Origin of the sequence: Paenibacillus sp. FSL R5-0887, assembly GCF_038002305.1 — a bacterium.
GTDB classification, from domain to species: Bacteria; Bacillota; Bacilli; order Paenibacillales; family Paenibacillaceae; genus Paenibacillus_AQ; species Paenibacillus_AQ odorifer.
The window spans coordinates 727,578-753,680 of record NZ_JBBOCE010000002.1 but is presented as its reverse complement, the minus strand read 5'-3'; the positions used below and the strand labels follow the sequence as shown (position 1 = coordinate 753,680).

25 protein-coding genes are annotated in these 26,103 nt (G+C 44.6%); 17 read left to right on the top strand and 8 right to left on the bottom strand.

The window, feature by feature from the left end:
- The first annotated feature begins 28 nt into the window (after window positions 1-28).
- Window positions 29-346: a pyrimidine/purine nucleoside phosphorylase gene (gene ppnP / locus MKY14_RS21210; RefSeq protein ID WP_036681729.1), complete on the top strand. Its 318-nt coding sequence runs from the start codon at window positions 29-31 to the stop codon at window positions 344-346.
- A gap of 719 nt (window positions 347-1,065) precedes the next feature.
- Here ppnP and MKY14_RS21205 read toward each other — a convergent pair.
- The 4 genes from MKY14_RS21205 to MKY14_RS21190 form a co-directional block, all read right to left on the bottom strand.
- Window positions 1,066-1,929 carry an IS3 family transposase gene (locus MKY14_RS21205; RefSeq protein ID WP_256715073.1) on the bottom strand — a complete coding sequence of 288 codons (864 nt, stop codon included), beginning with the start codon at window positions 1,927-1,929 and terminating at the stop codon, window positions 1,066-1,068.
- 11 nt (window positions 1,930-1,940) lie between these two features.
- Window positions 1,941-2,258 (bottom strand): transposase, encoded by a 318-nt coding sequence (locus tag MKY14_RS21200; protein ID WP_036683594.1) that lies wholly within the window; start codon window positions 2,256-2,258, stop codon window positions 1,941-1,943.
- A 754-nt stretch (window positions 2,259-3,012) separates the two neighbouring features.
- Window positions 3,013-3,225 (bottom strand): hypothetical protein, encoded by a 213-nt coding sequence (locus tag MKY14_RS21195; RefSeq protein WP_076308591.1) that lies wholly within the window; start codon window positions 3,223-3,225, stop codon window positions 3,013-3,015.
- A 169-nt stretch (window positions 3,226-3,394) separates the two neighbouring features.
- Window positions 3,395-4,297 carry an NAD(P)-dependent oxidoreductase gene (locus MKY14_RS21190; RefSeq protein ID WP_340977234.1) on the bottom strand — a complete coding sequence of 301 codons (903 nt, stop codon included), beginning with the start codon at window positions 4,295-4,297 and terminating at the stop codon, window positions 3,395-3,397.
- Window positions 4,298-4,532: 235 nt separating this feature from the next.
- Between MKY14_RS21190 and MKY14_RS21185 the strand changes: the two genes are divergently transcribed.
- The 3 genes from MKY14_RS21185 (at window position 4,533) to MKY14_RS21175 (ending at window position 7,252) form a co-directional block, all read left to right on the top strand.
- Window positions 4,533-5,888, top strand: a complete 1,356-nt coding sequence (locus tag MKY14_RS21185; RefSeq protein WP_036681734.1) for a glucose-6-phosphate isomerase — start codon at window positions 4,533-4,535, stop codon at window positions 5,886-5,888.
- A 146-nt stretch (window positions 5,889-6,034) separates the two neighbouring features.
- On the top strand, window positions 6,035-6,667 hold the full coding sequence (locus tag MKY14_RS21180) for a YigZ family protein (RefSeq protein WP_076128170.1): 633 nt from the start codon (window positions 6,035-6,037) through the stop codon (window positions 6,665-6,667).
- Window positions 6,668-6,670: 3 nt separating this feature from the next.
- Window positions 6,671-7,252: a TetR/AcrR family transcriptional regulator gene (locus tag MKY14_RS21175; RefSeq protein ID WP_036681739.1), complete on the top strand. Its 582-nt coding sequence runs from the start codon at window positions 6,671-6,673 to the stop codon at window positions 7,250-7,252.
- Between the two features lie 146 nt (window positions 7,253-7,398).
- On the opposite strand, the gene MKY14_RS21170 is transcribed toward MKY14_RS21175, so the two are convergent.
- Complete coding sequence (locus MKY14_RS21170) at window positions 7,399-7,800, bottom strand: secondary thiamine-phosphate synthase enzyme YjbQ (protein ID WP_076128168.1); 402 nt, start codon at window positions 7,798-7,800, stop codon at window positions 7,399-7,401.
- Window positions 7,801-8,008: 208 nt separating this feature from the next.
- Between MKY14_RS21170 and cysT the strand changes: the two genes are divergently transcribed.
- The 7 genes from cysT (at window position 8,009) to MKY14_RS21135 (ending at window position 15,690) form a co-directional block, all read left to right on the top strand.
- A complete protein-coding gene (gene cysT / locus MKY14_RS21165; RefSeq protein ID WP_340977231.1) occupies window positions 8,009-8,824 on the top strand; it encodes a sulfate ABC transporter permease subunit CysT in 816 nt (271 codons plus the stop codon).
- Entirely contained in the window at window positions 8,821-9,618 is a 798-nt protein-coding gene (locus MKY14_RS21160) for a sulfate ABC transporter permease subunit (protein WP_076104839.1), read from the top strand. The genes cysT and MKY14_RS21160 overlap by 4 nt, the downstream gene beginning before the upstream one ends.
- Before the next feature lies 1 nt (window position 9,619).
- Window positions 9,620-10,684 (top strand): sulfate/molybdate ABC transporter ATP-binding protein, encoded by a 1,065-nt coding sequence (locus MKY14_RS21155; protein WP_076104838.1) that lies wholly within the window; start codon window positions 9,620-9,622, stop codon window positions 10,682-10,684.
- Between the two features lie 317 nt (window positions 10,685-11,001).
- The gene (locus MKY14_RS21150) at window positions 11,002-12,069 is read left to right on the top strand and encodes a sulfate ABC transporter substrate-binding protein (protein WP_340977229.1); all 1,068 of its coding nucleotides are present in this window, start codon (window positions 11,002-11,004) and stop codon (window positions 12,067-12,069) included.
- 139 nt (window positions 12,070-12,208) lie between these two features.
- On the top strand, window positions 12,209-12,994 hold the full coding sequence (locus MKY14_RS21145; RefSeq protein ID WP_076185771.1) for an MBL fold metallo-hydrolase: 786 nt from the start codon (window positions 12,209-12,211) through the stop codon (window positions 12,992-12,994).
- Between the two features lie 312 nt (window positions 12,995-13,306).
- Window positions 13,307-13,888 carry a GNAT family N-acetyltransferase gene (locus MKY14_RS21140; RefSeq protein WP_340977227.1) on the top strand — a complete coding sequence of 194 codons (582 nt, stop codon included), beginning with the start codon at window positions 13,307-13,309 and terminating at the stop codon, window positions 13,886-13,888.
- A 17-nt stretch (window positions 13,889-13,905) separates the two neighbouring features.
- Window positions 13,906-15,690, top strand: a complete 1,785-nt coding sequence (locus MKY14_RS21135) for an ABC transporter ATP-binding protein (protein ID WP_340977226.1) — start codon at window positions 13,906-13,908, stop codon at window positions 15,688-15,690.
- A 71-nt stretch (window positions 15,691-15,761) separates the two neighbouring features.
- Here MKY14_RS21135 and MKY14_RS21130 read toward each other — a convergent pair whose 3' ends face one another.
- Together MKY14_RS21130 and MKY14_RS21125 are read right to left on the bottom strand one after the other, a co-directional pair.
- Window positions 15,762-16,565 (bottom strand): Cof-type HAD-IIB family hydrolase, encoded by an 804-nt coding sequence (locus tag MKY14_RS21130; RefSeq protein ID WP_038569149.1) that lies wholly within the window; start codon window positions 16,563-16,565, stop codon window positions 15,762-15,764.
- Window positions 16,566-16,577: 12 nt separating this feature from the next.
- On the bottom strand, window positions 16,578-17,525 hold the full coding sequence (locus MKY14_RS21125) for a DMT family transporter (protein ID WP_052096830.1): 948 nt from the start codon (window positions 17,523-17,525) through the stop codon (window positions 16,578-16,580).
- A 228-nt stretch (window positions 17,526-17,753) separates the two neighbouring features.
- Between MKY14_RS21125 and MKY14_RS21120 the strand changes: the two genes are divergently transcribed.
- From MKY14_RS21120 to MKY14_RS21095, 6 genes are all read left to right on the top strand, one after another.
- A complete protein-coding gene (locus MKY14_RS21120) occupies window positions 17,754-18,467 on the top strand; it encodes a metal-dependent hydrolase (RefSeq protein WP_076128159.1) in 714 nt (237 codons plus the stop codon).
- A 59-nt stretch (window positions 18,468-18,526) separates the two neighbouring features.
- Window positions 18,527-20,338, top strand: coding sequence for a cache domain-containing sensor histidine kinase (locus tag MKY14_RS21115; protein WP_076185762.1), 1,812 nt, complete (start codon window positions 18,527-18,529; stop codon window positions 20,336-20,338).
- Entirely contained in the window at window positions 20,331-21,530 is a 1,200-nt protein-coding gene (locus MKY14_RS21110) for a response regulator transcription factor (RefSeq protein ID WP_076185759.1), read from the top strand. The genes MKY14_RS21115 and MKY14_RS21110 overlap by 8 nt, the downstream gene beginning before the upstream one ends.
- A 189-nt stretch (window positions 21,531-21,719) precedes the next feature.
- Entirely contained in the window at window positions 21,720-23,051 is a 1,332-nt protein-coding gene (locus MKY14_RS21105; RefSeq protein WP_076128153.1) for an ABC transporter substrate-binding protein, read from the top strand.
- Window positions 23,052-23,158: 107 nt separating this feature from the next.
- Window positions 23,159-24,034: a carbohydrate ABC transporter permease gene (locus tag MKY14_RS21100; RefSeq protein WP_038569153.1), complete on the top strand. Its 876-nt coding sequence runs from the start codon at window positions 23,159-23,161 to the stop codon at window positions 24,032-24,034.
- A gap of 30 nt (window positions 24,035-24,064) precedes the next feature.
- A complete protein-coding gene (locus MKY14_RS21095; RefSeq protein WP_036681776.1) occupies window positions 24,065-24,892 on the top strand; it encodes a carbohydrate ABC transporter permease in 828 nt (275 codons plus the stop codon).
- 90 nt (window positions 24,893-24,982) lie between these two features.
- Here the strand turns inward: MKY14_RS21095 and MKY14_RS21090 are convergent, their stop codons facing one another.
- Complete coding sequence (locus MKY14_RS21090; RefSeq protein WP_076128152.1) at window positions 24,983-25,984, bottom strand: lipoate--protein ligase; 1,002 nt, start codon at window positions 25,982-25,984, stop codon at window positions 24,983-24,985.
- Window positions 25,985-26,103 lie beyond the last annotated feature (119 nt).

Sequence of the window (26,103 nt, the reverse complement as noted above, 5' to 3'; positions counted from 1 at the left end):
TGAATAATCATTAGGGGGAGAACAAGTAATGAGTCAGTTTAACAACGCAACGATCGAAAAAGCAGCCAATGTATATTATGGCGGACAAGTAACCAGCCGTACGGTAATTTTGCAAGATGGATCTAAGGTGACACTGGGCATCATGTTGCCGGGTGTGTATGAATTTGGTACAGATGGTCCTGAAATTATGGAGATTCTGTCCGGCGATCTTAAAGTGCTGCTTCCCGGCACTGAGGTATGGCAGGAGATTAAGGGAGCGTCAACGTTCAATGTTCCTGGCAACTCTAAATTTGCGTTGGAAGTATTTGAAGTAACTGATTATTGCTGTTCTTACCCGGTTCTATAAAAAACAGACTTTTCTAAGGGCTGTCCTATAAGTAGCTTTTTTCTATGAGTGAGACGACCCGGATTCAATTTAAAAATCGTAAAAGTCAGCAAGGCAGCGGTTCTCCTGTTATTGGAGGATCGCTGCTTTTTGTGTTGTTGGTTGGTGATATTGCTTGATGTTCAATTATGTATTCATCATTCTATTTTGAGGCTTAAGGACTCAAATGACGTTAGGGCTGAATCGGATCATCACCAAATTAGCACTGAGTCATAACCATCCCCACCGCGTACGGACCCAGAGGACGCTATTAGCAAATTTATAGCCTTTTGAGCAAGTTTTCGGACTCCAGTGCAACTATTTCATAGAAATAGGCTCATAATTGGCGCTTTTTATGCCAATAGCGACTATGGAGTCCGATAGCATGCCAAATGTGGGATTATACTGCGAATAAGGTCAGCTGAGTCCGAAGGTGCTGTGTCATCACCAACTTGGCACCTGGTTAGCGCCAACCCACCGCGTACGGACCCAGATGGCGTTAGCGCTGGAGCAACACCAATTTAGTACCGGATCACCACCAATCCTACCGCTGTAGCACCTGGTCACCACCAATCCTACTGCTGTAGCACCCGGTCACCACTAATCCTACCGCGTACGGACCCAGATGACGCTATTAGCAAATTTATAGCCTTTTAAGCAGGTTTTCGGACACCATGGACCTCTGTCAAGAAAGTGGACAGTCACGCAACAGACATTCTAGTCAATTGCTCAGCAAAACGAACTGGAGAAAGATACCCCAGCGCGCCATGCATTCGCTTGCGGTTATAGTAAAACTCAATATATTGAAAAAGTGTCTGGTAGGCTTGCTCCTTAGTTTTGAATCGCGGATTACAATAAATGAGCTCCTTTTTCAAAATGCTGTGCCACGACTCGATACAGGCGTTATCATAACAGTTACCTCTGCGGCTCATGCTGGACTCCATGCCATACGCTTTCAACTGCTTCGTGTATTCATGAGAAGTATATTGAGAACCTCTATCGGAGTGATGTAATAGACCTTTTTCCGGTTGTTTAGCTTCGTAAGCATCTTGTAAAGCGCCCGAAATCAAGCTAGTTTCCATATGGTTCTCCAAGCGCCACCCCACGATTTCGCGCGTGCAAAGGTCCATCACACTTGCCAGGTACAAGCGCCCTCCCCGGCAAGGAATGTACGTAATGTCGGTAACCCATACTGAATTGGGTTTGAGTATTTTAAATTGCTGGTTCAGCGTATTCGGGGCAATTGGATGGTCATGATTGGAGTCAGTGGTCTGTACGCGATACGTTTTGGAGACAATGGAGCGAAGCTTCATATGTCGCATATACACACTCACCGTGCGTTCGGTAACGGTATAACCTTCTTGATGTAACAGGCGGGTGATCTTCGGACTCCCATACCGCTTTTGATGGTCTGCAAAATGATACTGAATTCGCTTCATTATCGCAGCCTTACGAAGCATATGCGTACTGGTTTTTTCTGTCCGCCACTTGTAGTACCCGCTCCGTGACACATGTAGGGTCATGCACATCTTCTCCAAGAGAAACTCGGAGCGATGTTTTTCAATAAACTGGAATCTCAGTTCCTTGGTTTGCTGAAGATGTGCACTGCTTTTTTTACGATCGCTAATTCCTCTTCCACATCGGCAATCTTGTTATCTTTTTCTTGAAGTTGACGGCTCATTTCTTTCAACTGTGCCTCGAGTTCTCGTACTCGATCCACGCTAGCTGCCGGTTCATTCTTTAATTCTCGATACTGGCTCATCCATTGATGCAGGGTACTTTTTGGGATGTTGAGCTCTTCCGCCAAGTCGCCCACTGTCTTTGTTTGCTCTTGAATGAACTGCACTGTCTGTTTTTTAAATTCTTCGTTATACCGTTGTCGATGTTCTCCCATGTGAACACACCTCCGTGGACTCATTATCGCCAGTCTGTTAACTACTGTCCACTTTTTATTCTAGCTTCACCAGTGCAGCTATTTCATAGAAACAGGCTCATAATTGGCGCTTTTTATGCCAATAGCGACTATGGAGTCCGATAGCATGCGGAAATATGAGATTATGCTGCAAATAAGGTCAGCTGAGTCCGATGGCGCTGTGTCATCACCAACTTGGGCACCTGGTTAGCGCCAACCCACTGCGTACGGACCCAGATGGCGTTAACACTAGATCAACACCAATGTAGTACCGGGTCAACACCAATCCTACCGCTAAGGACCCGGTCACCACCAATTCTACCGCTTAAGGACCCAGCTGATGCTATTAGCAAAATTATAGTCTTTTGAGCAGGTTTTCGGACACCAGTGCAACTATTCCATGGAAATAGCCTCATAATTGGCGCTTTTCATGCCAATAGCGACTATGGAGTCCGATAGCATGCCAAATGTGAGATTATACTGCGAATAAGGTCAGCTGAGTCCGATAGAGATAGCTGTGTACCGCAGAGGTTACTTAGTTAAAGGAGCTTGAGGTTTGGAGCGAGCGAGGGAGAGGTTCTAGAAAATACGGGATATACCGTAGTCATCAAGCAATCAACTTGGTACCAATTTGCTACTAAACAGCAGCTCACCCAGTGACTATCCAACAATTTCTCCAGTATCTATCCAACAATTCAGCGCTCCTTCAGTAACTTTTCTGAAATTATCTAACAACTCATCCAGTAACTTCTCCAGCACTTACCCAACATTTCAGCACTCCCTCAGTAACTTTTAAGCGACTATTTAGCAACTCATCAGTAACTCCACCAGCACCAATCCACCGTTTCATCACTAATACAGTAACTTTTGCGACAAACCAGTACTTCGCGACCTTCTTAGTAACTATCCCACCAACACCACCACAACGTTCTGAGTAACTCCACAGCAACCAATATTTTCTTGCACTACAACTGTTAATTTAGTATTATAAATACACAAACAAACGTTCGTATATTTGGTTTGACAATGGGATTGTCCATAAAGAAAAGACCGCATCGCAATATCATGTGCGAGGCGGTCGTAAATGTTCTTATGAAGTAGGTTTTGAGCTCTTGGATTTATTTATTGGATACATTTGCACCCATCTTTTGGCCGATCCACTCTTCGTAACATTTCACTACGGCAGAAAGATCTTCTTCACCATAACCTTGGGTGAATCCAGCTTGGAACATGCTTTTAGCCAAGCCCAGCATAGGAGAAGGAACGCCTGTTGCATCGCTGTGGGCAGAGGCGAGCTTCAAATCCTTAAGCATTAGAGCCAGGGAGAATTGATTGCTGAAATCATCTTCTATGATTTTACGGCCTTTAAGCTCAGCTTGTTTGCTGCCCGCAGAACCAAGTTGTACCAGTTCCAGGAACTTGTCTGCTGGTACGCCTGATTTAACAGCAATGGCGAATCCTTCGGCTAGGGCAACATTATGAATACCTACCATAGCATTGTGAGCCAGCTTGGCCACAGCGCCGCTGCCGTTCTCACCCATATGTAGCAGCTTCTTACCCAAAGTTTCAAAGATATCACGATGTTGTTCTATGACCTCAGCACTACCGCCGACCATGAACACTAAGGTTCCTTCAATCGCTGCTGGTTTGCTTCCAGTTACTGGCGCGTCTAGGAAATGTCCACCGCGCGCTTCTACAGCAGCGGCAATCTCACGAACTAGTCCGGGTGAAATTGTGCTGGAATCAATAATTAGTCCACCAGGCTTCACAGCATCAAGAATACCATCTTGACCATAAAACACTTCACGAACCGAATCATCATTGCTGATCATGGTAATAATAACATCCTTACCCTCAGCCGCTTCGCGGGGCGTGAGAGCAGTCTGGGCACCTTCTGCTTCAAGAGGTTTACACTTGGCTGCCGTTCGGTTGTATACCGTAACCTGAAAGCCGCCACGTAGCAAATTGGAGGCCATAGGCGCACCCATTGTTCCGAGTCCGATAAAACCGATTTGTTTCATTTATATAGCCACCTTCCGTTTTCTTTATTCTATCACGGCACTTTGTCCAGCACCACAGCACACCTATGTCTTTTGATACAGGAAACGCTTCCAAGGAACTTTGGAAAACTTGGTTCTAATGCCCTCTATGTGCCCTAAGACCTTGCCAGTCAAGGCAAATTAAAGTATCCTAATTATAAAGTTGTAACAAGCGGTTTTAAATTTAAAGAGATAAAACAGGAGGTTACCATTACCGATGTCTAAGAAGATTAATTTTGACTACACAAAAGCTCTTTCGTTTTTTAACCAACAAGAAATCGACAACCTTGCCGCCCCAGTTAAGCTAGCACACGAACAGTTGCATAACAAAACTGGTGTAGGCTCTGACTACCTTGGATGGATCGATCTGCCGACAGCTTATGATAAGGAAGAATTCGCTCGCATTCAACAAGCTGCTAAGAAGATCCAAAGCGATTCCGAGGTACTGATTGTAATTGGTATCGGAGGTTCTTATCTGGGAGCACGCGCAGCTATTGAGGCGCTATCGCATTCTTTCTACAATAACCTTTCTAAAGATAAACGCAAAACTCCAGAAGTTTATTTCGCTGGTAATAACATTAGCTCTACATACATCACGCATTTGCTTGATCTAGTAGAAGGTAAAGACTTCTCCGTGAACGTAATCTCCAAATCTGGAACTACTACTGAGCCAGCGATTGCTTTCCGCATTTTCCGCGCTGCTCTGGAGAAGAAATACGGCAAGGAAGAAGCTCGTAAACGCATTTACGCTACTACAGACAAGGAAAAAGGTGCCCTTAAGAAATTGGCAACTGAAGAAGGTTATGAATCCTTCATCATTCCAGATGATGTAGGCGGACGTTACTCCGTATTGACACCTGTAGGCTTGCTGCCGATTGCTGTAGCTGGCATTAACATTGAAGAAATGATGCAAGGTGCTGCTGCCGCTGCGGATGAGTTCAACAATCCAGATGTAGCTACTAACCAAGCTTATCAATATGCTGCAGTTCGTAACGCTCTATACCGTAAAGGTAAAACAACTGAAATCCTCGTCAACTATGAGCCTTCCTTACACTTTGTATCTGAGTGGTGGAAACAATTGTTTGGCGAAAGTGAAGGTAAGGACTTCAAAGGAATTTATCCTTCTTCCGTTGATTTCTCCACAGATCTACACTCCATGGGTCAATTTATCCAAGAAGGTAACCGCAACATTTTTGAAACGGTTATCCAAGTAGATCAAGTAGCTCATCATGTTACGATTGAGAATGATCCGGATGATCTGGACGGCTTGAACTTCTTAACAGGAAAGACTATGGATTTCGTGAATAAGAAAGCTTTCCAAGGTACAATGCTTGCACATACAGATGGTCAAGTACCTAACCTTATCGTTACTATTCCTGATCAAACACCATACACCTTTGGATATTTGGTGTACTTCTTTGAAAAAGCCTGCGGTATCAGCGGATACTTGCTCGGTGTTAACCCATTTGACCAACCAGGCGTAGAAGCATACAAGAAAAACATGTTCGCATTGCTTGGCAAACCAGGTTACGAAAAAGAAAAAGCAGAGCTGGAAGCAAGACTTACTGAATAGTATTGTAGTAGGTTTTACAATAGCTATTAATCACAGAACATTCATACTAATGTAAGTCACCAGGAGCAGTCCATAGGTAATCCAATACCGGGACTGCTCCTGACATTATATGAAGACATCATATGTAAATAAGGACTGGAATAATTATGTTAGAACAATATCAAACGGTCCGCTCTTCCGGCTCAAAGGAAGTTGTGATCCGTAAATCTCGCTTCATTGGTCATGTTATGCCAGTGGAGAATGAAGAAGAAGCTTTGTTGTTTATCGAGGACATCAAGAAGAAACATTGGAACGCAACGCATAACTGTTCTGCTTATGTGATTGGGGAGAGAGACGAAATCCAGAGGCAATCGGACGACGGGGAGCCGAGTGGGACAGCCGGCAAACCGATTTTGGAAGTAATCCGCAATCAGGGAGTTAAAAATGTCGCAATCGTAGTTACCCGTTATTTCGGAGGCATTATGCTGGGTGCCGGTGGGCTGATTAGAGCTTATACGGATGGAGCAGTGCTTGCGCTTGAAGCAGGAGAAGTAATCACCCGTGTACTGAGACGAGAGGTATTCGTAGAGATCGAGTACACTTGGCTGGGCAAGGTTGAGAACGAACTTCGAGGAAGAGGGATTCAGACTGGCGAGACTTTGTTCACCGACAAAGTAACGTTGTTATGTTTGCCGCGAAATGATGAGGGTGAGACTTTTATGGCATGGATAACAGATCTAACCCAAGGGCAAGCCCTGATAACAGAAGGGCGGCGGATTTACTACAGCGAAGGGGATTAGTATATGGCAAGGAGAGCAGTGGAGCAGGAGTTGTCGAGGGAAAGGATTCTAGAGGCCGCTAGGCATCTGTTTATAACCAAAGGGTATCGGGCAATTTCAATGCGAAGTATTGGTCAGCATTTGGGATATAGCCACGGCTCTCTCTATTATCATTTCAAGGAAAAGGCGGAGTTGTTCTACGCTATTGTTGTAGAGGATTTTAATCATGTGGCTGCTTTACTCAGTCAAGTGATGAATAAACCGCCTGAAGAAGGAATGACAAGGGTAGAACAGCTGATTATGGAATTTATTAGATTTGGAATAGATCATCCCTATCAATATGAAATTATGTTCATGATTCGCGATGAGGAATTGCTAGCTTATTGTAGAGCAGAACAGGGACGATGTTTTGATTTATTCTCAAGTATTGTGCGCCGTCATATGAAGGAAGAGGGATATGTGTCTGAGGACTGGCAGAATGTGCCGTTGACAATGTTCTTGTCTGCACACGGATTTATTTCTTATTATATCCAGGATAAAGTATCGTTTGACGATGTGAAAGAGGCAGCGTTAGCTCATATAAAGGTTTTATGTCGCAGCCTTTAAAATGCTGTTTTTTTTATAGATCTTCACTTTAAAGCTGTGCATTGGTATAACACTGCTTCTCTGCTTGATGAAAGTATTACTAGACTCTAGTTATAGTCTAAATGGCCGCTCCGCAGCGATAACGGAAGCGGCCATTTGTATGTTTATTATCCCTCTACTATTTTTAAGAAACATTGCCGGCGTCTAGGTCCATCGAACTCACAGAAATAAATACCTTGCCAACGACCGAGAATTAATTCACCTTCGTGGATGATCAGGGTCTGGGAAGGCCCGGTAGTAATAGATTTAAGATGAGAGGCAGTATTGCCTTCCTCATGCCGATACTTCGGATGCTCCCAAGGGTAGACCTCATCCAAACGCATCAGAACATCATGCTTCACATCAGGATCTGCATTTTCATTAATAGCAATACCAGCAGTGGTATGAGGACAATAAACTACAATCAATCCGTCTTGAACTCCACTTTTTTTCACATAAGAAATGACTTCCCGAGTAATATCACGTAATTCATCCCGCTTTGTAGTAGTGATCTCCAGAGTATGCAACATAATCAATCCCCTTCCTGTGAGGTGCCATTTTTTAGTGTACCTTTGATACATATATTTTAACCCAAATTCACTTGAAAGTAATTGACGGCGGTGAGAAGGATTTGGTAAAGTAGTAATAATATAAAACCAAGTATATAAATAGGAATAATTAATGAGGATTTTGGTTAGTATACCGACCGGTTATCCGGAGGTGGGAGGGCAAAAATCATTGAATTCGCTGCTTAGACACAAAGGCTGGACTTGGGGTTTCCGAACTACAATTTTGCTCTATTTTGTAGTATTGATCGTGTTGCCCATACTCGGGGTCTATTACAACTCTTTTTCTCTTGGTTTTGGCAATTTTGTGGAAAGCGTCAGCGATCCAATTGCTTGGAAGTCGGTGCTGCTAACCTTAAAGCTGGCGATTTTCGCCACTTTAATTAATGTTTTGTTAGGAACTATGATTGCTTGGGTCCTTATTCGTTATCAATTTGCTGGTAAAGCGCTGCTAAACAGTCTGGTCGATTTACCTTTTGCACTGCCAACAGCTGTCGGAGGTTTGATGATTCTACTGCTGCTTGGACCAGGGAGCCTTATCGGCAAAGCAGCTGAGGCACTTGGATTTGAAATTGTTTTTCATCAACCGGCTATCGTAATTGCTATGGTGTTCGTGACGTTTCCATTCGTGATTCGAGCGGTTCAGCCCTTGCTGGAGGAGTTGGATCCATCCGAAGAGGAAGCAGCATATACAATGGGTGCCAAGGGGGCAAGGGTATTCTGGCAAGTTATTCTTCCATCAATGGCGCCTGGGATGATCAGTGGTGGGATGCTCTCATTTTCAAGAGCACTTGCGGAATTTGGTGCAGTGGTACTCGTCGCAGGTAATATTCCGGGCCGTACACTTGTATCTTCTGTTTTTATTTTTGGTGAAGTTGAAAGTGATAATCCGGTCTCCGCCGCTGCGGTTTCTGTTATTCTCTTGACCTTATCCTTTCTCATTCTTTGGCTGATTAATATGCTGCAGATGCGGGGGAGACGCTCATGAGGAAATTATGGATTGCTCTTACTTATTTAGTGTTTTTTCTGCTCATTGCTGCTCCATTAGGAAAAATGGCTATCGGTGCTTTTAGTGAAGGATTTGGTGGTTTCTGGAATGCTCTGACTAGGCCCGAAGCGCTGCATGCGCTCATGATGACTGGGCTTGTTGTGATAGTAGTTACGTTATTAAATACATTGTTCGGTATTATGATGGCTCTGTATCTTGTTCGGGCGAACTGGATCGGCAAGCGTCTAAAAGGATTATTGAACAGTATTGTGGATTTGCCTTACGCGGTATCCCCTGTAATCGGAGGATTGATGATTGTCCTGTTGCTGGGTCCCGATAGTACCTTGGGAGCGATTTTTGAGGGGATTGGACTAAAGATCGTTTATGCGATTCCCGGGATGATCATTGCCACTTTATTTGTTACCTTTCCTTTAATGGTGCGCGAGGTGATGCCGGTGCTTCAGGAGATTGGTTCACAGCAGGAGGAAGCGGCTTCGACATTGGGCGCTCGTAGCTGGACTATTTTTTGGAAGGTAACTTGGCCTTCGATTCGTTGGGCGGTTGTGTATGGTGTCATTCTTACGGTGGCACGTTCACTTGGAGAGTTCGGCGCGGTGCTTGTGGTTTCGGGGAATATTATGAACAAAACCCAGACGGCGACAACTTTAGTCTATCAGGATGTTGAGAATTTTAATGTGACGGCTGCTGGAGGAATAGCGCTAGTTCTGGCTGCATTTTCCGCAGGTCTGCTGCTGTTGATGGAATGGACCAAGAGAAGAAAGGAAGTGCAGTAATATGCATGTAGAAGTGCGGGGGTTAAACAAGCATTTTGGAGATTTTCATGCGGTCAAGGACGTCAATTTCACCATTACAAAAGGTCACCTGATTGGATTGCTCGGCCCAAGTGGAGGCGGGAAAACCTCAATTCTACGTATGCTGGCGGGACTGGAGTCACCGGATACCGGAGAGATTATTTTTCATGGTCAGACGGTGAACAATCTTCCTCCTCAAGAACGTGGGATCGGCTTCGTTTTCCAGAACTATGCACTCTTCAAACATATGACTGTATTTGATAATATCGCTTTTGGCTTAAAGGTTAAAAAGGCAAACAAAACAGCTATCCGCGATCGTGTTATGGAACTTGTGGAGCTTACAGGGTTAAAAGGGTTCGAGAAACGTTATCCGCATCAGCTATCAGGGGGACAACGTCAGCGTGTGGCTTTTGCACGTGCGCTTGCGCCTGAACCACAGCTGCTGCTTTTAGATGAACCTTTTGCCGCTATTGATGCGAAGATCCGCCAGGAGCTGCGCGCTTGGCTGCGTGAACTGATTGAGCGTGTAGGTATCACCTCTATTTTTGTAACCCATGACCAAGATGAAGCGATTGAAGTAGCGGATGAAATTATGATCATTAATCAAGGACGTTTGGAACAAAAGGGTACCCCGTGGGATATTTACAAGGAACCCAAAACACCGTTCGTGGCAACATTTATCGGCGAATCTACGCTGATTGAGAACGCTTCTGAGGTTAAAGGCTTTACAGGTGCGGGGGACGGAAAACCTACCAAAGCGCTGATTCGTCCTGAATATATTGAAGTGGGTAACCTGCATGAGTTCAAGATGGCTTCTGCCACGGAAAAAGGTGTTGTGAAACATCTGCATTTCCGCGGCAGCGAATGGCTCGTTGAGGTTGAAGTAAATGGCCACAAGCTGGTCACCTACCGTTCGTTGGAGAAAGAAACCTTGCAGCCGGGTCAGGAAATCTCAGTACTGGTACATCGGGCTTATCTGTTTAATGATGAGCGCAGCTGGATCCAGGAGAACAACCTGAAAGAAGATCCAATGCCGATTTTTATTTAAAAATAAATAAAATGATTTTCAATTTTTTTTGATAGTAGCGAATGTGATTCGCTAGGATTAGAGGAACTGATGTGAAGGCCAGAAGTAATGAAGTGGAAGTTTGGAACTGTAGGAGCGGAGCGACCGCCTTTGTTTCCGGATTTAATCCGCTGAGGATATAAAATTAATAAATCTGGGAACAACAGCGGCCGAAAGTCCAAACATTCCGCGTAATTACGGCAAATACCGAACGTTGGATACTTGAATTTTAAGTTTCAGCCATAGAGCTACTTTCAAGGAAATATTAAAAATCATTACCTCGAAGGATGTGGGCCGCAATGAATATCAAAAGGAGCAGACAACTGCACGGATGTTTTGCTGCCCTAATGCTGACCATACTCACGCTGACAGTAGTCGGTTGCGGGAATGAGAAGGCAGCTACGACGATGGCAGAGCCTTCGAAGCAAGGGGATGTTACGCTGGTAATTGGCGCATACAGTGTGGCTAAGGATGCGATGCAGGATATTTTGCCGTTATTTGCTGCCAAGTGGAAGGCAGATACGGGTCAGGATATTAATTTTCAGGAGTCTTATGAGGCTTCAGGGACACAGGCGAGAGCGATTGTAGGTGGATTTGAAGCGGATGTGACGCTGCTAGCCATGGAAGGTGATGTCGAGAAGCTAGTTAAGGCTGGACTCGTAGCGCCAACATGGAAAGAGCAGGGTGAACAAGGCATGGTAACACGTTCAGTAGTAGCTCTTGGTACCCGCGAAGGAAATCCCAAAGGCATTCGCGATTTTGCGGACTTAGCCAAGCAAGGGATTAAAGTGTTATATCCAAACCCGAAGACCTCTGGTGGTGCGCAATGGGATATCAACGCGATCTATGGGGCTGGTCTGAAGCTGTCAGAGGAGCAGAAGGGGGCAAAGGATCCAGCAGCAGCCAAAGCTTTTTTGGAAAGCATCCATGCCAATGTAGAGTCTCTGGATAAGAGTGGCCGCGCTTCTATGGCAGCCTTCGAGTATGGAGTGGGGGATGTAATTGTCACCTATGAGAATGAACTGCTGGCTCGGATTGCTCAGGGAGTCAAATACGAAGTCATTATTCCTAAAAATACAATTCTGATTGAGAATCCGGCGGCTGTTGTAGAGAAATATGCGGATGAGCATGGGACACGCATAGCATCAGAAGCACTGGTTGATTTTTTGATAACTCCACAGGCACAAGAGATCTTTGCAAAATATGGCTTTCGTCCCGTGGATAAACAAGTCTATGCTGAGCACAAAAGCGATTACCCTGATCCGGCGGGCCTCTTTGATATTAACTATTTAGGAGGCTGGGATGAGGTGCGAAGCTCACTTTATTCCAAGCGTGGAATTTGGTATCAGGTACTTGCCGGAATATAAGGTAGAGGTATAACAAAAGAGTCATCCCAGCAGTTCATCTGTGGTGGGGATGGCTTTTTTTGGTGGGTCTCTTTAAGATAGAGAGAGGGTAATTTAGATTTATTACTTCGTTGAAGAGAACCTGAAGGAGAGATAGCAGATGGATACGTTGGTGTTTTTGGGTACAGGGGATGCCATGGGGGTTCCTCGGGTATATTGCAGTTGTGAGACCTGTACAGAGGCAAGGGAACAGGGTAAAAATATTCGCCTGCGCTCTTCTGTACTTATAGATAATGGCAGTGACTTTTTAGTGATCGATTGTGGGCCTGACTGGCGGCGTCAGATGGAGGCGCAGGGAGTACGGAATATGCGCAGACTGCTGGTGACACACGCTCATTTTGATCATATTGGTGGGCTGCCGGAATGGGCGGATTCTTGTCGCTGGATGGGATATAAGGGCCAGCTCTATGCCCCAGCAGAAGTGATCCCGATAATAGAGCGGCAATATCCATGGCTGCGCAATCAGATCGAGATGATTCCTTGTGATGAAGGCATAGAGCTAGACGGCTGGACAATTGATACCTGGAAAGTGAACCATGGCAAGAATGGATACTCGTATGCTTTTCGTCTGGAGAAGGAGGGCTATGTATGGGTGTATTGTCCAGATTCCATTTCTCTTGGAGCTGAAGAGACACGCCTGATGCATGGAGCTGACTTGCTGGTATTAGGTACAAGCTTCTATTACGAAGCAGCGGAGTTATCGACTCGTTCTGTATACGATATGACGGAAGCAGCGGAGCTGCTGCAAACTGTGAAGCCTCAAAAGGCAATCTATACCCATATGTCGCATGATGTGGATATGAGAAAATCATATATTTTACCGGAAAATGTTACGCTGGCCGAGACGGGGATGAGAATACCCTTAGGATCTTCGGAGATCAGCTGAAATTTAGATAAAAAGAAAACTCCCTTTTGCTGGAAGGGAGTTTTCTTGATCCTATTTAACCTGTTATATTCCGCCTTGTTGAATATGTTTAATGAACTCTTCAAGCCAATAAATGGAGTGGTCCGCTTTAGTTGAGATATTCACTAAATCAAAAAGGGACATCATTCGGGCAACTTCAGCCTGTTGATGTTCCTTTTGTGATTTCTATTGCATTCAGTATTCAGATCCCCATTTATACTATATAATCAAAAAGCATATCGTATTATTTTTACATATTTAGAATTATTATCATCGCCAAAGGAGGAGTATGAAGTGGCTGACTCCAAGGATCCAATCCTGCTTGATTTTCCCGAGAGTTTTGAAACAGAGAGGCTGCTCATTCGTGCCCCTTTATGGGGAGATGGAGTTAGCATGAATAAGGCTATCCGTGAAAGTATAGATGATTTGAGACCTTGGATGGCTTTTGCTCAAGTAATACCCACATTAGAAGAATCAGAGAAAGTTACTAGAGAAGGCAGACTGGAGTTTCTAAAAAGGGATAAGCTACATATGCGTATTTTTAGAAGGGATACGGAGGGTTTTATCGGCTGCATTAGCCTGCATCATCTAAACTGGGAACTCCGCAATTTTGAGATTGGTTATTGGATCCGGAGCGCCTGTGAAGGCAAAGGATATATGACAGAAGCCGTAAATGGAATCACCAATTTTGCCATACGGGAATTAGGGGCGAATCGTCTCGAAATCTTTTGTAGTGCACGAAATACCAAAAGTGCCGCGGTAGCCGAACGTGCGGGTTTTACCCTGGAAGGGATCCTGCGCAGTGCGAGTCTTGGGTATGACGGGGAACGGCATGACAGTAAGGTGTTCGCTAAGGTTAGAGGTATAGAATTTTAAGTGAGAGGGCTGGTTCTTTGAAGCAGAAAGGCGTATTTTCAAGATTAAGTACATATATGTTAAGGCACAAGCTCTTATATACGATTTTATTATTTACGACTTTATTTGGGATTGTTCTGGATTTAACGATTGCTTGGCTGCTCTCAGTAATTACGGATGCTGCGGTTAGACTCGATGTGAAAGCTTTTAAAGGGCTGGTTATTTTCGGATTAATCTACTTATTAGTGAGTGCAATTAATGGTTTCATCGATCGATATCTCAAAAATAAAATCGCAGCTAAGATCAGAAATGAGCTGCGGTTGGATATGATGCGGCATGCCTTAGCTCTTCCTCAGTCTTATTTTGACCGTAATCATTCCGGGGATTTATTGTCCCGCTTTACTAATGATAATCAATCTGTTGGTAATGCTACAGGCGAGGTAATGATTGATCTAATCCGTAACCCTTTACTAGCCCTCGCGGCATTTGGTTATTTGCTCTATATTAACTGGCTACTGGCATTGATCTGTTTTGCAATGGGGCCTTTGATGTTCCTTACGGGAAAAATCTTTGGTTCAGCGATTCGTGAGAACAGTGTGAAGATTCAGACTAATATGAGCAAGATTACTTCCTTTTTACATGACATTCTAGGCAGTAGTATGGTGTTTAAATCCTTTAGCATTGAACGCAGACTAATGAAGCAGTATCAGGAGCATAGTGAGAATATTACTTCTGAAGAATTGAAGCGGGGAAGAATTGAGGGAGCTACTGGCTCATTCTCCTCTTTTTTGGGAAACTTTACGTTTCTTCTGGCGCTGGTCGTGGCTGGTTATTTTGTGGCAAAAGGATCACTTGAGGTCGGTGCGATGATTGCTTTCATCCAGCTCATGAATTATTTAGTGATGCCGTTCTCGTCATTGCCGGGACTGATCAATTCGATGCAGCAATCACTTGGGGCGGCGGGACGGATCTTTGAGGTGTTGGATAGCCCGGTGGAGGTTGAGACCCTTCCAGAAGTGAAGACTAAGCAACCAGAATTTGAGAGTATGGTTATGTCGTCGATCTCATTCTCGTATCCGGGAGCAGAGAGACAAAGTATAAACAAGATCAGCTTAGAGCTTCAAAAAGGAACACAGATGGCGGTTGTGGGACCGAGTGGTGGAGGTAAATCTACGCTTTTCAAACTATTGCTGGGATTGTATGAACCCGATGAGGGCGAAGTAATAATCAATGGGCAGCGGATCAACGAGATGAGTCTGGCTAAGCTTAGAAGTTATTTTTCCTATGTGCCGCAAGAGGCAGGTCTTTATACAGGAAGCATTCGTGATAATATCCGGAATGGAAATCCAGAGGCGGATGAGCAAGAAATTCTGGAAGCTTTGCGAAAAGCGAATGCCTATGATTTTGTAATGGAATTGCCTGAGGGACTGGATACTGATATTGGTGAGGAAGGCTCACGACTGTCCGGGGGACAACGTCAGCGGCTTTCCATTGCAAGAGCAATTCTGAGAAACGCTCCTATTCTACTGTTGGATGAAGCTACTGCTGCACTTGACAATGAATCAGAAAAACTGGTACAGCAGGCCATTCGTAAACTAATGGGGGACAAAACTACACTCGTTATCGCGCACCGTTTATCTACGATTCAGAACGCTGATATCATTCTCGTGATGGAGAATGGTGAAATTGTGGAGAGTGGAACGCATGATGTACTGCTTGCTGCTGAAGGAAGATATAATGATTTGTACTATTCTCAGCTAGAGCAGGAAGAAGAGAGTGAAATGGGACCCGAGAAAGTGGAATTAGCTTCTACAGGAGTTTGAGTTTTGGAATAAAAAAGGGTGCAGCAACGTCATGAAATATGGCGTTGCTGCACCCTTTTGCTTAAGGAAGTTTAGTTCACTTTATTAAGAATGAATTTATCAATCGCATATTTCACGCCATCGTCATTGTTGCTTAAGGTCACGAAATCAGCAATTTCTTTCAGAGCAGGAATAGCATTCTCCATAGCGACGCCAAGTCCGGCAGCTTCCAGCATCTCATGGTCGTTCCAAGAATCACCTACAGCGATGGTCTCGGAAAGCTCACAGCCGTAATGTTTGGCTAGGAATTCAAGTGCAATGCCCTTGGTTCCTTCATGATGCATGATTTCCAGGAAGTGTGGTTTGGATTTGGTAATATGCACGGAATCGCCAAGCAATTCATGCAGGATTGGAGCCAGCTCATCCAAGAAATCAGGATCATCGATAATTAGCATTTTTGGTGTTTTTTGCGGAACAAGCTTTTCCCAGTCAGGCTCAATAAAATATTGCGTTTTATTCAAGTCCGTATAGTCTTTGATCTTTTGGTTGTCTTCACGGGCATATAGCTTGTCGTCAATGTAAGTTTGCAGATGCAGATTATGCTCCACGCAGTAAGTGAACAGCTTGCGGACTGCATCTTGCGGGACGTAACGCTCATACAGTACTTTTTCATCGAGCAAGTTCTTAACGAGTGCACCCTGGTAAGTAATGATAGGTACGTTTAGTCCAGTTTGACGGGCAATGGCTTGAGCGGAAGCGTAAGCACGGCCTGTAGCAAGGGTTACAACAACACCTGCGGCAACAGCCTCTTCAAGCGCAGTTTGGGTAGCAGGTGTTACTTCCTTGTCGTCATTAATCAGAGTATCATCAATATCAATCGCGATCAATTTGTACATTTGTCTCTCTCCTTATCTCTTTCTAAATAGATGTAATTTGGAAAAATAACTCTTCTTATGTTGATTCTGACCCGGTTCCGGGCTCAGCTCTGCCATAAGCATAGCCCCCAGAATACAACCACAACCGAGCAGAGCGGACAACCCGAGTGTTTCCCCGCCAAAGGCTAAGCCCGTCAGAACGGCAAATACCGGTTCTGTGGCATAAATAATGGCTACCCGTGATGGGGTAGTATATTTCTGACAGGCGGTTTGAATCCAGAAGGCAAAAGCGCTGGTTGGCCCGATGGAGATCAGCAGAGCCCAAAGCACATCTGGGTCCTTAATCAGCTCCCCGCTGTGGGCGAGCGGTGTTGCCCCTTCAAAAATAAGCGAGGCAGCAATACTGAACAGCCCAACGAAAGCAAGCTGCAGAGTAGCTAGCGGCAACGCCGGATAATGAGGTGCATAAACGCCAGTATAGGCTACCTGTAACGCAAAAGCTATGGCACACAGAAGAATCAAGGCATCGCCTTTATTCAAGGATAATGCAGAGCCCGTGAAGGTCAACAGATAAAGCCCGATTGCGGCGAGTGCCGCACTGAACCAAGTGTATCGTGAAATCGCATGCTTCAATAGGGCAAGAGACAGAAAGGGAACTAGGACAACCGATAGCCCGGTAATAAAGCCGGTATTAGAGGTTGTTGTATATAGAAGTCCCATCGTCTGAAAGCCATAGCCCATAAACAAAAAAAGGCCAAGCAGCAGAGAATCGCGTACCATGCGGAAACTAAGCTGTTTCCAATCCTTGCGGTAAAAAATAACTGTGATTAGAGCCAGCAACAGGGCAGCGCCCATAAAGCGGATACTATTAAACGCGAGCGGTGGCAACACCTTGACAGCATTTTGTACAATCAGAAAGGTACATCCCCACATCATCGCCACCAATAGCAGGCTAAAATCGGCTATACGGGAACGCTTCACTACTTAGGTCATCCTTTCTTCAGCAGCTGCCGTCTCTATGTAGACGACAAGGTCAAGTTGTCCAAATTGTATCGTATATTCATGGGGAGGACAAGATAGAAATCGCGTAAAGGCTTATATACTAAGCGATTTCAGCGTTTTATGTAGACAAAAAAACCGGGTCTTGATATACTTCGATAACCGCACATTTGTTCTTGTTTTTGCATCTTAGAAAGGAGCGGTTTCACTATGATGGGCAGATCCCATTTAATTATCAGCACCGGGGTTACCCTATCTGTTATGAGTTTGATGGCCCATGAGATTACAATCCCGGTTATTGCCGTCGCCGCATTAAGCTCGCTCCTGCCAGACATTGATGAACCGAATTCGTTACTGGTACGCAAGGCGATTCCTGACTTTCTGCTCAGGGTACTACAGGTTGCTTTGATAGGAGCAGCGATTTATCTTTATTTTGCAGGAATCGTTGAAAGCCCTTGGAATATTGTACTGGCCCTACTTGTGGGGAGTGTGACTTTCCTGCCGGGAAGAAAGCTGCGGCATCTGGTGATGGTACTAATCGCTACTGCGGTATTTGCATACGGAGGGGCATATGACCCTTGGAACTACATAGTAGCTTGTATACTCGTAGTTACATCACTTGTCCCGCATCGTGGATTGACTCATACCTTATATGCTGTTGCAGGCTGGAGCACTTTATTGTATTTTGCTTCATCGGGGATACAGGATGGTGGCAGTCTATGGATAGCAGGCGGCATGTCTTATGCGCTTCATCTATTAGCCGACTCTCTCACCCAGAGGGGAATTACGCCCCTGCCGCCCATTCCATTTAAGCTGCGTCTAAAGCTAATGAGTACAGGCACGAAAAAAGGTGGAGCTGTAGAGAATGTTTTTATCCTGCTGACACTCGCCCTAGTTGTATATGTATTTATACTTTCTCCTTGAGATTTACGGATATGAAGCACATAATGAATTACCGCTAGAACACACAGGAGGCGGCTGTTATGCGGGGGGATTCCTTAGTGAAGTGGTTTGGAAGATTGCAGATTCGTAATAAAATTATCCTTATTTTTATACCTTTGATCATTTTTCCATTGCTTGCTTTAGGCTTGCTCTCAGGACAGATGTTCAGCCGTTCGATGATCGAAAAGGCTAAGTACAATTTTAAAGATGAATCCAAGCTCATCATGCAGCAAATAGATACGATTGTAAAAAATACGGAGAGTAGTGCCAACATTATAACTACCGACATCCATCGGATGTATGCTGAACGTCCGTTGTTATCCTCGACAGTGGAGCAGACGCGGTTTCGCAATTTAATGCAGAGCCAGCTTTCTATCGATCTGATTATTTTTCCGGATGTTGATTCTGCTGTGTTTGTGGATACGGAAGGCCAGATTTATTCCTCTTACGCCTACGGTAATCCTAACGAGCAGAAGGTATTCACCAGCGATATGCTGGAGAAGGCTAAAGAAAAAGGCAGCTACGGAGTTAACCGTTGGCTTCCCATGGAGCAGAGAGATTATCTGGTTAGTGATCCGGCAGTTCCGGTGCTCACACTAAGTAAAGTCGTGTACAATCTTAAAACGGGCAACCTAATAGGTACATTATTTGTGAACGTAAAAGAAGATGCTCTCTCTGCTTTTCTGGAAACCGCTAGAGAAACCTCTTCGGATAAGAAATATTTTATAGTAGACGGAACGCAAAGGACCGTGTCTACACCTGATAAATCAAAGCTTCTACTGAAGCCTGAGGACAGACTGAACGGCAGTCTTAGGAAGACGGGAAGCTCTGTCTCGGAAATTATCGGCAGGGGGAGCGGGCGAGAGCTGGTCACAGTGACGTATTATGATAAGCTGAATTGGAAGCTTGTGAATACCATTTCGCTGCAAAAGTTAACCGCTGATATTCATCGCAATATAACGTTAACTATATTCGTGGGAATTGGATGCCTGTTACTGTCTCTGCTGCTTGCAGGAAAGCTGTCACAGATTATCGTAAATCCGCTTCTTCAGGTGACGAAGGCGATGCGTAAAGTAAGGGAAGGCGATCTGAATGTCACCTCACCAGTGACTACAGAGGATGAGACGGGGTTGATCTCCACCGTATTCAATTCCATGGTTGGTCGTATCCAGGAGCTGATGCGGACGATTACGAACGAACAAGGCCGGAAACGTGAATATGAACTAGCTCTGATTCATGCCCAGATTAAACCACATTTTCTGTACAACACACTGGATACGATTTATGTACTCAACGATTTGGAGCTTAATGAAGCAGCTCGGGATACGACCAAGGCACTGGCAGACTTCTATCGGGTTGTTCTTAGCAAAGGAAACGAGGTTATTCCACTGTCCGAGGAAGTATCAAATGCAGCTGATTATTTGGCTATTATGCAGGTTCGCAACCCCGACGTATTACGTTACGAGATTAATATCCCGAAATCTCTCGAAGGAGTTAAGGTACCCAAATTGTCCCTACAGCCACTCATAGAGAATGCAATCTACCATGGATTAAAAACAAAGGGTAGTCAGGGGCTTATCTCAATAGAGGCTTATACACACGGAAGAGAAGTTATCATTACCGTGGAGGATAACGGTGTTGGCATGTCCGAGGAGCAGGTGTCCCGGATTGTAGAATACCGCTCACGAGAAGGAAAACCGGCATCCATTGGCATTTACAGCGTTCATGAACGGATTAAGCTGTATTTTGGAGAACCATATGGCCTATCGGTGGAGAGTAGACTGGGAAAGGGTACTGTTATGAAAATGACGATTCCCGGAACGGAAGTGCAGGGGGGCAGCATAGATGTATAAAGTGATGGTTGTAGATGACGAGCCGCTGTTTCGTTATTATATGCGGACCAAGCTGGATTGGAGTAAATATGATTTCAGTGTCTGTGGTGAAGCGTCAAATGGCAGAGAAGCGCTGGAAGAAGCGGAACGGACGAAACCTGATTTGGCTTTAGTGGACATTAGCATGCCCTATATGGACGGTATGGAGCTGGTTACCCGGTTACAGGCCAATGCTCCTGATATGCTGATTGTTTTTGTAACAGGGCACAATGAATTTGATTATGCGCAAAAAGCGATTCGCTTAGGTGTACAAGATTATTTATTGAAACCGTTTAACCAGCAAGAGTTTAACGAGATGATGATCAAGGTGAAGCAGCGCCTTCAGTCACATAAAATAGGTGCACGCAAAGCTGGTAAGCCGGAAATAATTGCAGAAGGGACGGCTTCTAGTAAGCTCTTTCCACTCCAAATGGACGAGCAGAATTCCTCTGAAGGGATAGAGGAGTTCTCCTTTCCATCCAAAGAAATCACTCATCTTGGAATTCAGGATGCCATGCTGATGGCGTTAAAGATGGGGGATGGCGATGCAGCGGCGAAGGACATAAGCAAATTAATTGAGATTCTACGACGCCAGAGAGGGGGAGGCAGCTATTCCTTTACTCTTTTAATGAGTATAGTATCCCTTTGCCTTGCCTATGCTGGAGAAAGAGGGATCAATCCGGAAAGTTTCTGGAAACCAGCAGGTTCATCAGAGCAGCGGCTACGGGAGATGGATAACTGGGATGAGACTGAAAGCTGGATAAAAGGCTTGTACAGTAAAGTCATTGATCAAGGTCGTGAGCACCGCCCCTCTAAGTCGTACAATTTATTCATTGCCGCCAAAGAGTACATCCGGGAGCATTATTCCGATTGTGAGCTGACAGTTGACCAGGTGGCGAATGGCGTGTATGTAGATACCAGCTATTTACGGAAGGTTTTTCGAAAAGAAGGTGGAATCTCTGTACTTGATTTCATTACCTATACTCGTATGAAGCAGGCCAAGGAACTGCTTGCTGGAGGAAATGTGAGACTGTCTGAAATCGCCGGTAAAGTGGGCTATAATGATCCGAATTATTTCAGTAAATGCTTTAAAAAACACTATGGCATGCCGCCGTCTGAATTTGAGCAGCTGGCTGCCCGTTCCCGCCATATTGGCGTTAATAATGAAATTTAATAAACAAATTTGGTGGCGGCTCTCTGGTGAGGCCGCTTTCATTTTGTCCTGTTTATTACCGATTGTGCCCGATATGGCTCTTTTTGGGTCTTCAAGGCTCAAATATAATAGAAACAGGACGATGAAAACGCTAACAAATAGCGGATTCAACTAGCTCCACTAAATAGAGCATCAGAAAGGGGATTCATTATGAGCAACAAGCTATTCAGAACACTGGGGGTTGCAACCGTTTTATCCTTAGCTTTCTCACTTACAGCCTGTGGTGGTAACAATGCCGGAAACGGTGGTTCAACCTCTGAAGATTCCAATACGACCGCTGGGAACACCGATAAGAAAATTCAAATAAAAATTTATGCACAGCATTTTGACGAAGATACTTCAAAGCCATTTGATTATGCCGTAGAGGAATTGAAAAAGGAAATGCCGGAGGTGGAGATTGTACTGGATGAGGCTGTTCAAGATGGCTACCAGAAGCTGAAAACATATGCCGCGACTGGGAACATGCCGGATATTTATGAAACAGACTGGCCTACACTGCAAACCTTCGCCAAATCTAAAAATGTCGAGCTGCTTGATGAATACCAAGCCACCAAAGATTTCAAAGCGAATCTAAACACAGGGAATGAGTCCCGTCTGATTGCCCCAGACGGTCATGTATACGCATTCCCATATACGGGAATCGAATTCCAAATGTTGTTTTACAACAAGGATATCTTTAAAGAGGTAGGCATCGAGATGCCGATCAAGACGATCGATCAGCTGGCTGAAGCGGCTAAGAAGCTTTCTACAGCAGGGTATACACCGCTCTCAATTTTCGCGAAGGAGAAATGGATCACTACTTCTTTTTATAGCGGACTTGTGACTCGTGAGGAGACGAAAGGGTTTGGCCCACTCGAAACGAAGGGAACGACAACATTGCCTTCGCCTTATGTAACAGCAGCAGAACAAATGAAGAAGCTGGAAGAAGCAGGCTTGTTCGACGTCAATGCTACGAATACCAATTATGATCAAGCTTCATCTTTGTTCTACCAAGGAAAAGCTGGCATGTTCGTCAACGGTCAGTGGGAAATCTACAGCAGTGCTGAGAAGCTTGGGGATAAAGTGGATTGGATGTACTGGCCAGCTAAGGACGAAGCGACTTATGAGAACAACAAAATGTACATTAACGGTGCAGGAGGTCCTGGTGGCTTTGCCGTTTCTCCTAGCAGCAAGAATGTTGAGACCGCAGTGAAAGTAGCTAGTTTTATCGCACAAAAATATAGCGAATACAAATATACACAGCTGGGTAGCCCGATCGTAGCGACTAAAGTGGATAAAGAAATGACCGGTGAAGTGCCTGCCATGATGAAAAGAATCGCTGAAGAAGTGCTGCCAAACGTGAAGGGTTACGCCAATGCGGTAAGCAGTGTTCAAATTAAAAATGCACTGGACGACAATACACAAAATATGTTGATCGAAGGATTCTCGGCTAAGCAGTTCACGGATAACATGAACCGAGTGCTGAACAAAGAAAATAAATAATTAGAGAAATAAAATAAATAAAAATTGGTCCATGCCCTGCAGCTCACCCGGATCGAGCCCTTATATCGGGTGAGCAGCTTGGCAAGGAAGGAGTGGAATCTTACCGCATGCATAAATACTTAGGTAATAAGAAAGCCATAATGCTGTTTCTGCTTCCCGCTCTGTTGATTTATAGCGTAGTGATTATCTATCCGGTGCTTCAATCCTTTTATCGTAGCTTTTTCGAGTGGGACGGGCTCAGTACGGCTACTTTTAACGGATTGTCCAACTATGTAGAGATGTTTGATGATCCATTGCTTTTGACATCCCTTCGTAACGGCCTTATTTTTGCACTGGTGCTCGCTGTATTTCAGATCGGATTGGGAACCATTCTTGCGCTTGCCTGTGCCGATCCGCGAATCAAAGGGCGTAAGTTATTGAAAACAGCTTATTTTATCCCCGTAGTTCTGTCGGTTACGGTTGTTTGTCAGCTATGGATTGCCATCTACGATCCGAATAACGGATTGATCAATAGGCTTTTTGAAATTTTGCATATTCCTTATCAACAAAACTGGCTCACTTCTCCAACCACATCCATAATTGCGATTGCCTTTGTTAATGCCTGGCAGTTCATGGGTTACCAGTTCAGTCTTTTATATGCGGGGGTTAAATCTGTCCCTGAGCAGTACATGGAAGCTGCCACGATTGACGGTTGCTCCAAATGGATGGCGCATCGTAAGGTGACGATTCCAATGATGAAGGAGACGTTCAAATTCTGTCTGATCATTGCCATTACTTCAGGAATCGGTGCTTTTGTACAAATGTTGATTATGACTAACGGCGGACCGGGAACGAGCAATTATACGCTTACCTTTATGATTTATCGTTATGCTTTCTTGGAAAGCAACTACGGCTATGCCTGTGCGGTATCGGTTGTGCTTGTCCTTCTGTCGCTTCTGGCCACCATTATTATCAACAAGACATTTGACCGAAATGAAGCATAAGGCAGTACGCCGGAAAGGAAAAGGAACGTTATGAAAAAAGTGAGAGCATTGCTCATACAGCTTCCCTTATGGATTTATTTTATCATTTCCATCTATCCGCTATTATGGATGATTTCTTATTCTCTGAAAAATAACGATGAGATTTTTGTCACCAACCCTTTCGGATTTCCGACTAATTTCCGGATTGAAAACTATGTGGCCGCTTGGTCACAGTTCAATATACCGCGATATTTTACGAATAGCTTGGTAGTCTCTACGATTTCAACGCTACTTATTATCATATTATCGCTGATGTTCTCATTCGCAATTTCCCGGCTGCGGTGGAGATTCCGTGAAGGGGTCAGATTGTATATGACGATCGGAATGTTCATGCCGCTGCAGGTAATTATGATTCCACTTGCTATACTCGTGCGGGATTTACATCTGACTAATACCTACGGTGGGCTGATTGTTCCTTATGTCGCCATTGGATTGCCGTTCTCTTGTCTGGTATTCTACGGCTTTATGAAGGGTATCCCTGGGGAGCTGGAGGAATCCGCTTGTATGGACGGCGCGAATGTATACCGGATGTTTCTGCAGATTATTGTGCCGGTTGTAACGCCAGCTGTCGCAACAGTAGCCATTTTTCAATTCCTGAACAACTGGAATGAATTTTTGCTGGCTTATATTCTGATCTCTGATGAGGGGATGAAAACACTGCCGCTGGGTCTATTGTTCTTCCAAGGCCAATACAGCACTGACTGGGGTGGCATGGGGGCGGTTATGACGATGGCGAGTCTGCCAATGGTTATTGTCTATTTGTTCTTTAGTGAGCAGGTAGAAAGAGCAATGACAGTTGGATCTGCTGTAAAAGGATAAAGCGAAGAGTATTAATTCATGCAAAAGAGGACTTCTGGCGAATGCGCAGGAGTCCTCTTTTTGATTCAAATCATGACCAGTGAATTCATCCTATTCCTCTAGGAAGACCAATCCGATAAAATCCTCCGGCTCAATACGACCGAAATAATGCTTCAAATCGAGATCAGCTAATGCTTCTCTAACCTCAGCCTCGTCATAACGTTTGCCACGAAGTGCATTTTCAACATCTACTACGTCACCGACTCCGAAGAAGTCACCATAGATTTTGATGTCTTTAATGAGGGAATCTTCAATATCCATCCGAATATCAATAATTCCGGCAGGGAATTTGCGCGTGTGTTTAACGTTGCTTTTTGGTGACAGACCGTAGTTCCAGTCCCAGTTCTGGTAGTGCTCCTTGGAGATCTCATTAATTTTGTCCCAGTCGGCTTGTTGCAGCTTGTACTGAGGAACCTCAGAAGGATCCATACCAAAGATCGAACGCAGCAGGCCGGCGCGGAACTCCTCGATCGTCATATCTGTACCCAGCAGCTCTTTGATATTCGCTACACGACTGCGTACGGATTTGGTGCTCTTTGATTTAAACTTCTCTGGATTCACCTTTAGAGAGGCTTGTACATCATCTAAATTAAGATTGAACATCAAGGTACCATGGCTGAACATACGTCCGCGTGTGGAGAACTGAGCGTTACCGGAAATCTTTTGCTCACCAACTTGCAGGTCATTCCGTCCGCTTAGCTCGGCGTTAACACCCATGCTTTGCAGGTAATCGATGACCGGTTGGGTGAATTTCAAAAAGTTATGAAAGGATTGGCCGTCATCCTTGGTAATAAAGCTGAAGTTCAAATTTCCAAGATCGTGATAAACAGCTCCACCGCCGGATAGACGACGTACGACCTGAATATTATTATCTTTTACATACTCTTGGTTAATTTCTTCGATAGTATTCTGGTGTTTCCCTATGATGATGGATGGGCTGTTGATATAAAAAAGCAGGTAACTCTCGTCCATCGGCAAGTGCTTCAGCGCATATTCCTCAATCGCCAAATTGATGGATGCGTCAGTAATCCCTGTGTTATCAATAAAAAGCATAGTGAATTCCTCCGTCGCAGCAAAATTGATTACAACCTTCATTTTAAACCAAAAGCGGTTTTTTAACAAAAGAGATCACATTGTTGAGATTCATGTCGGTTTGAGGGAAGCAGGGGATT

What these genes read in the sequence shown, in the direction of transcription:
- MKY14_RS21115 (WP_076185762.1), top strand. Translation starts at nt 18,527, where the DNA reads ATGCGGGGGGATTCCTTAGTGAAGTGGTTTGGAAGATTGCAGATTCGT.
- MKY14_RS21105 (WP_076128153.1), top strand. Translation starts at nt 21,720, where the DNA reads ATGAGCAACAAGCTATTCAGAACACTGGGGGTTGCAACCGTTTTATCC.
- MKY14_RS21130 (WP_038569149.1), bottom strand. Translation starts at nt 16,565, where the DNA reads ATGTACAAATTGATCGCGATTGATATTGATGATACTCTGATTAATGAC.
- MKY14_RS21090 (WP_076128152.1), bottom strand. Translation starts at nt 25,984, where the DNA reads ATGCTTTTTATTGATAACACAGGGATTACTGACGCATCCATCAATTTG.
- MKY14_RS21180 (WP_076128170.1), top strand. Translation starts at nt 6,035, where the DNA reads ATGTTAGAACAATATCAAACGGTCCGCTCTTCCGGCTCAAAGGAAGTT.
- MKY14_RS21150 (WP_340977229.1), top strand. Translation starts at nt 11,002, where the DNA reads ATGAATATCAAAAGGAGCAGACAACTGCACGGATGTTTTGCTGCCCTA.
- MKY14_RS21155 (WP_076104838.1), top strand. Translation starts at nt 9,620, where the DNA reads ATGCATGTAGAAGTGCGGGGGTTAAACAAGCATTTTGGAGATTTTCAT.
- MKY14_RS21175 (WP_036681739.1), top strand. Translation starts at nt 6,671, where the DNA reads ATGGCAAGGAGAGCAGTGGAGCAGGAGTTGTCGAGGGAAAGGATTCTA.
- MKY14_RS21190 (WP_340977234.1), bottom strand. Translation starts at nt 4,297, where the DNA reads ATGAAACAAATCGGTTTTATCGGACTCGGAACAATGGGTGCGCCTATG.
- MKY14_RS21160 (WP_076104839.1), top strand. Translation starts at nt 8,821, where the DNA reads ATGAGGAAATTATGGATTGCTCTTACTTATTTAGTGTTTTTTCTGCTC.
- ppnP (WP_036681729.1), top strand. Translation starts at nt 29, where the DNA reads ATGAGTCAGTTTAACAACGCAACGATCGAAAAAGCAGCCAATGTATAT.
- MKY14_RS21100 (WP_038569153.1), top strand. Translation starts at nt 23,159, where the DNA reads ATGCATAAATACTTAGGTAATAAGAAAGCCATAATGCTGTTTCTGCTT.
- MKY14_RS21095 (WP_036681776.1), top strand. Translation starts at nt 24,065, where the DNA reads ATGAAAAAAGTGAGAGCATTGCTCATACAGCTTCCCTTATGGATTTAT.
- MKY14_RS21110 (WP_076185759.1), top strand. Translation starts at nt 20,331, where the DNA reads ATGTATAAAGTGATGGTTGTAGATGACGAGCCGCTGTTTCGTTATTAT.
- MKY14_RS21200 (WP_036683594.1), bottom strand. Translation starts at nt 2,258, where the DNA reads ATGGGAGAACATCGACAACGGTATAACGAAGAATTTAAAAAACAGACA.
- MKY14_RS21120 (WP_076128159.1), top strand. Translation starts at nt 17,754, where the DNA reads ATGATGGGCAGATCCCATTTAATTATCAGCACCGGGGTTACCCTATCT.
- MKY14_RS21170 (WP_076128168.1), bottom strand. Translation starts at nt 7,800, where the DNA reads ATGTTGCATACTCTGGAGATCACTACTACAAAGCGGGATGAATTACGT.
- MKY14_RS21185 (WP_036681734.1), top strand. Translation starts at nt 4,533, where the DNA reads ATGTCTAAGAAGATTAATTTTGACTACACAAAAGCTCTTTCGTTTTTT.
- MKY14_RS21145 (WP_076185771.1), top strand. Translation starts at nt 12,209, where the DNA reads ATGGATACGTTGGTGTTTTTGGGTACAGGGGATGCCATGGGGGTTCCT.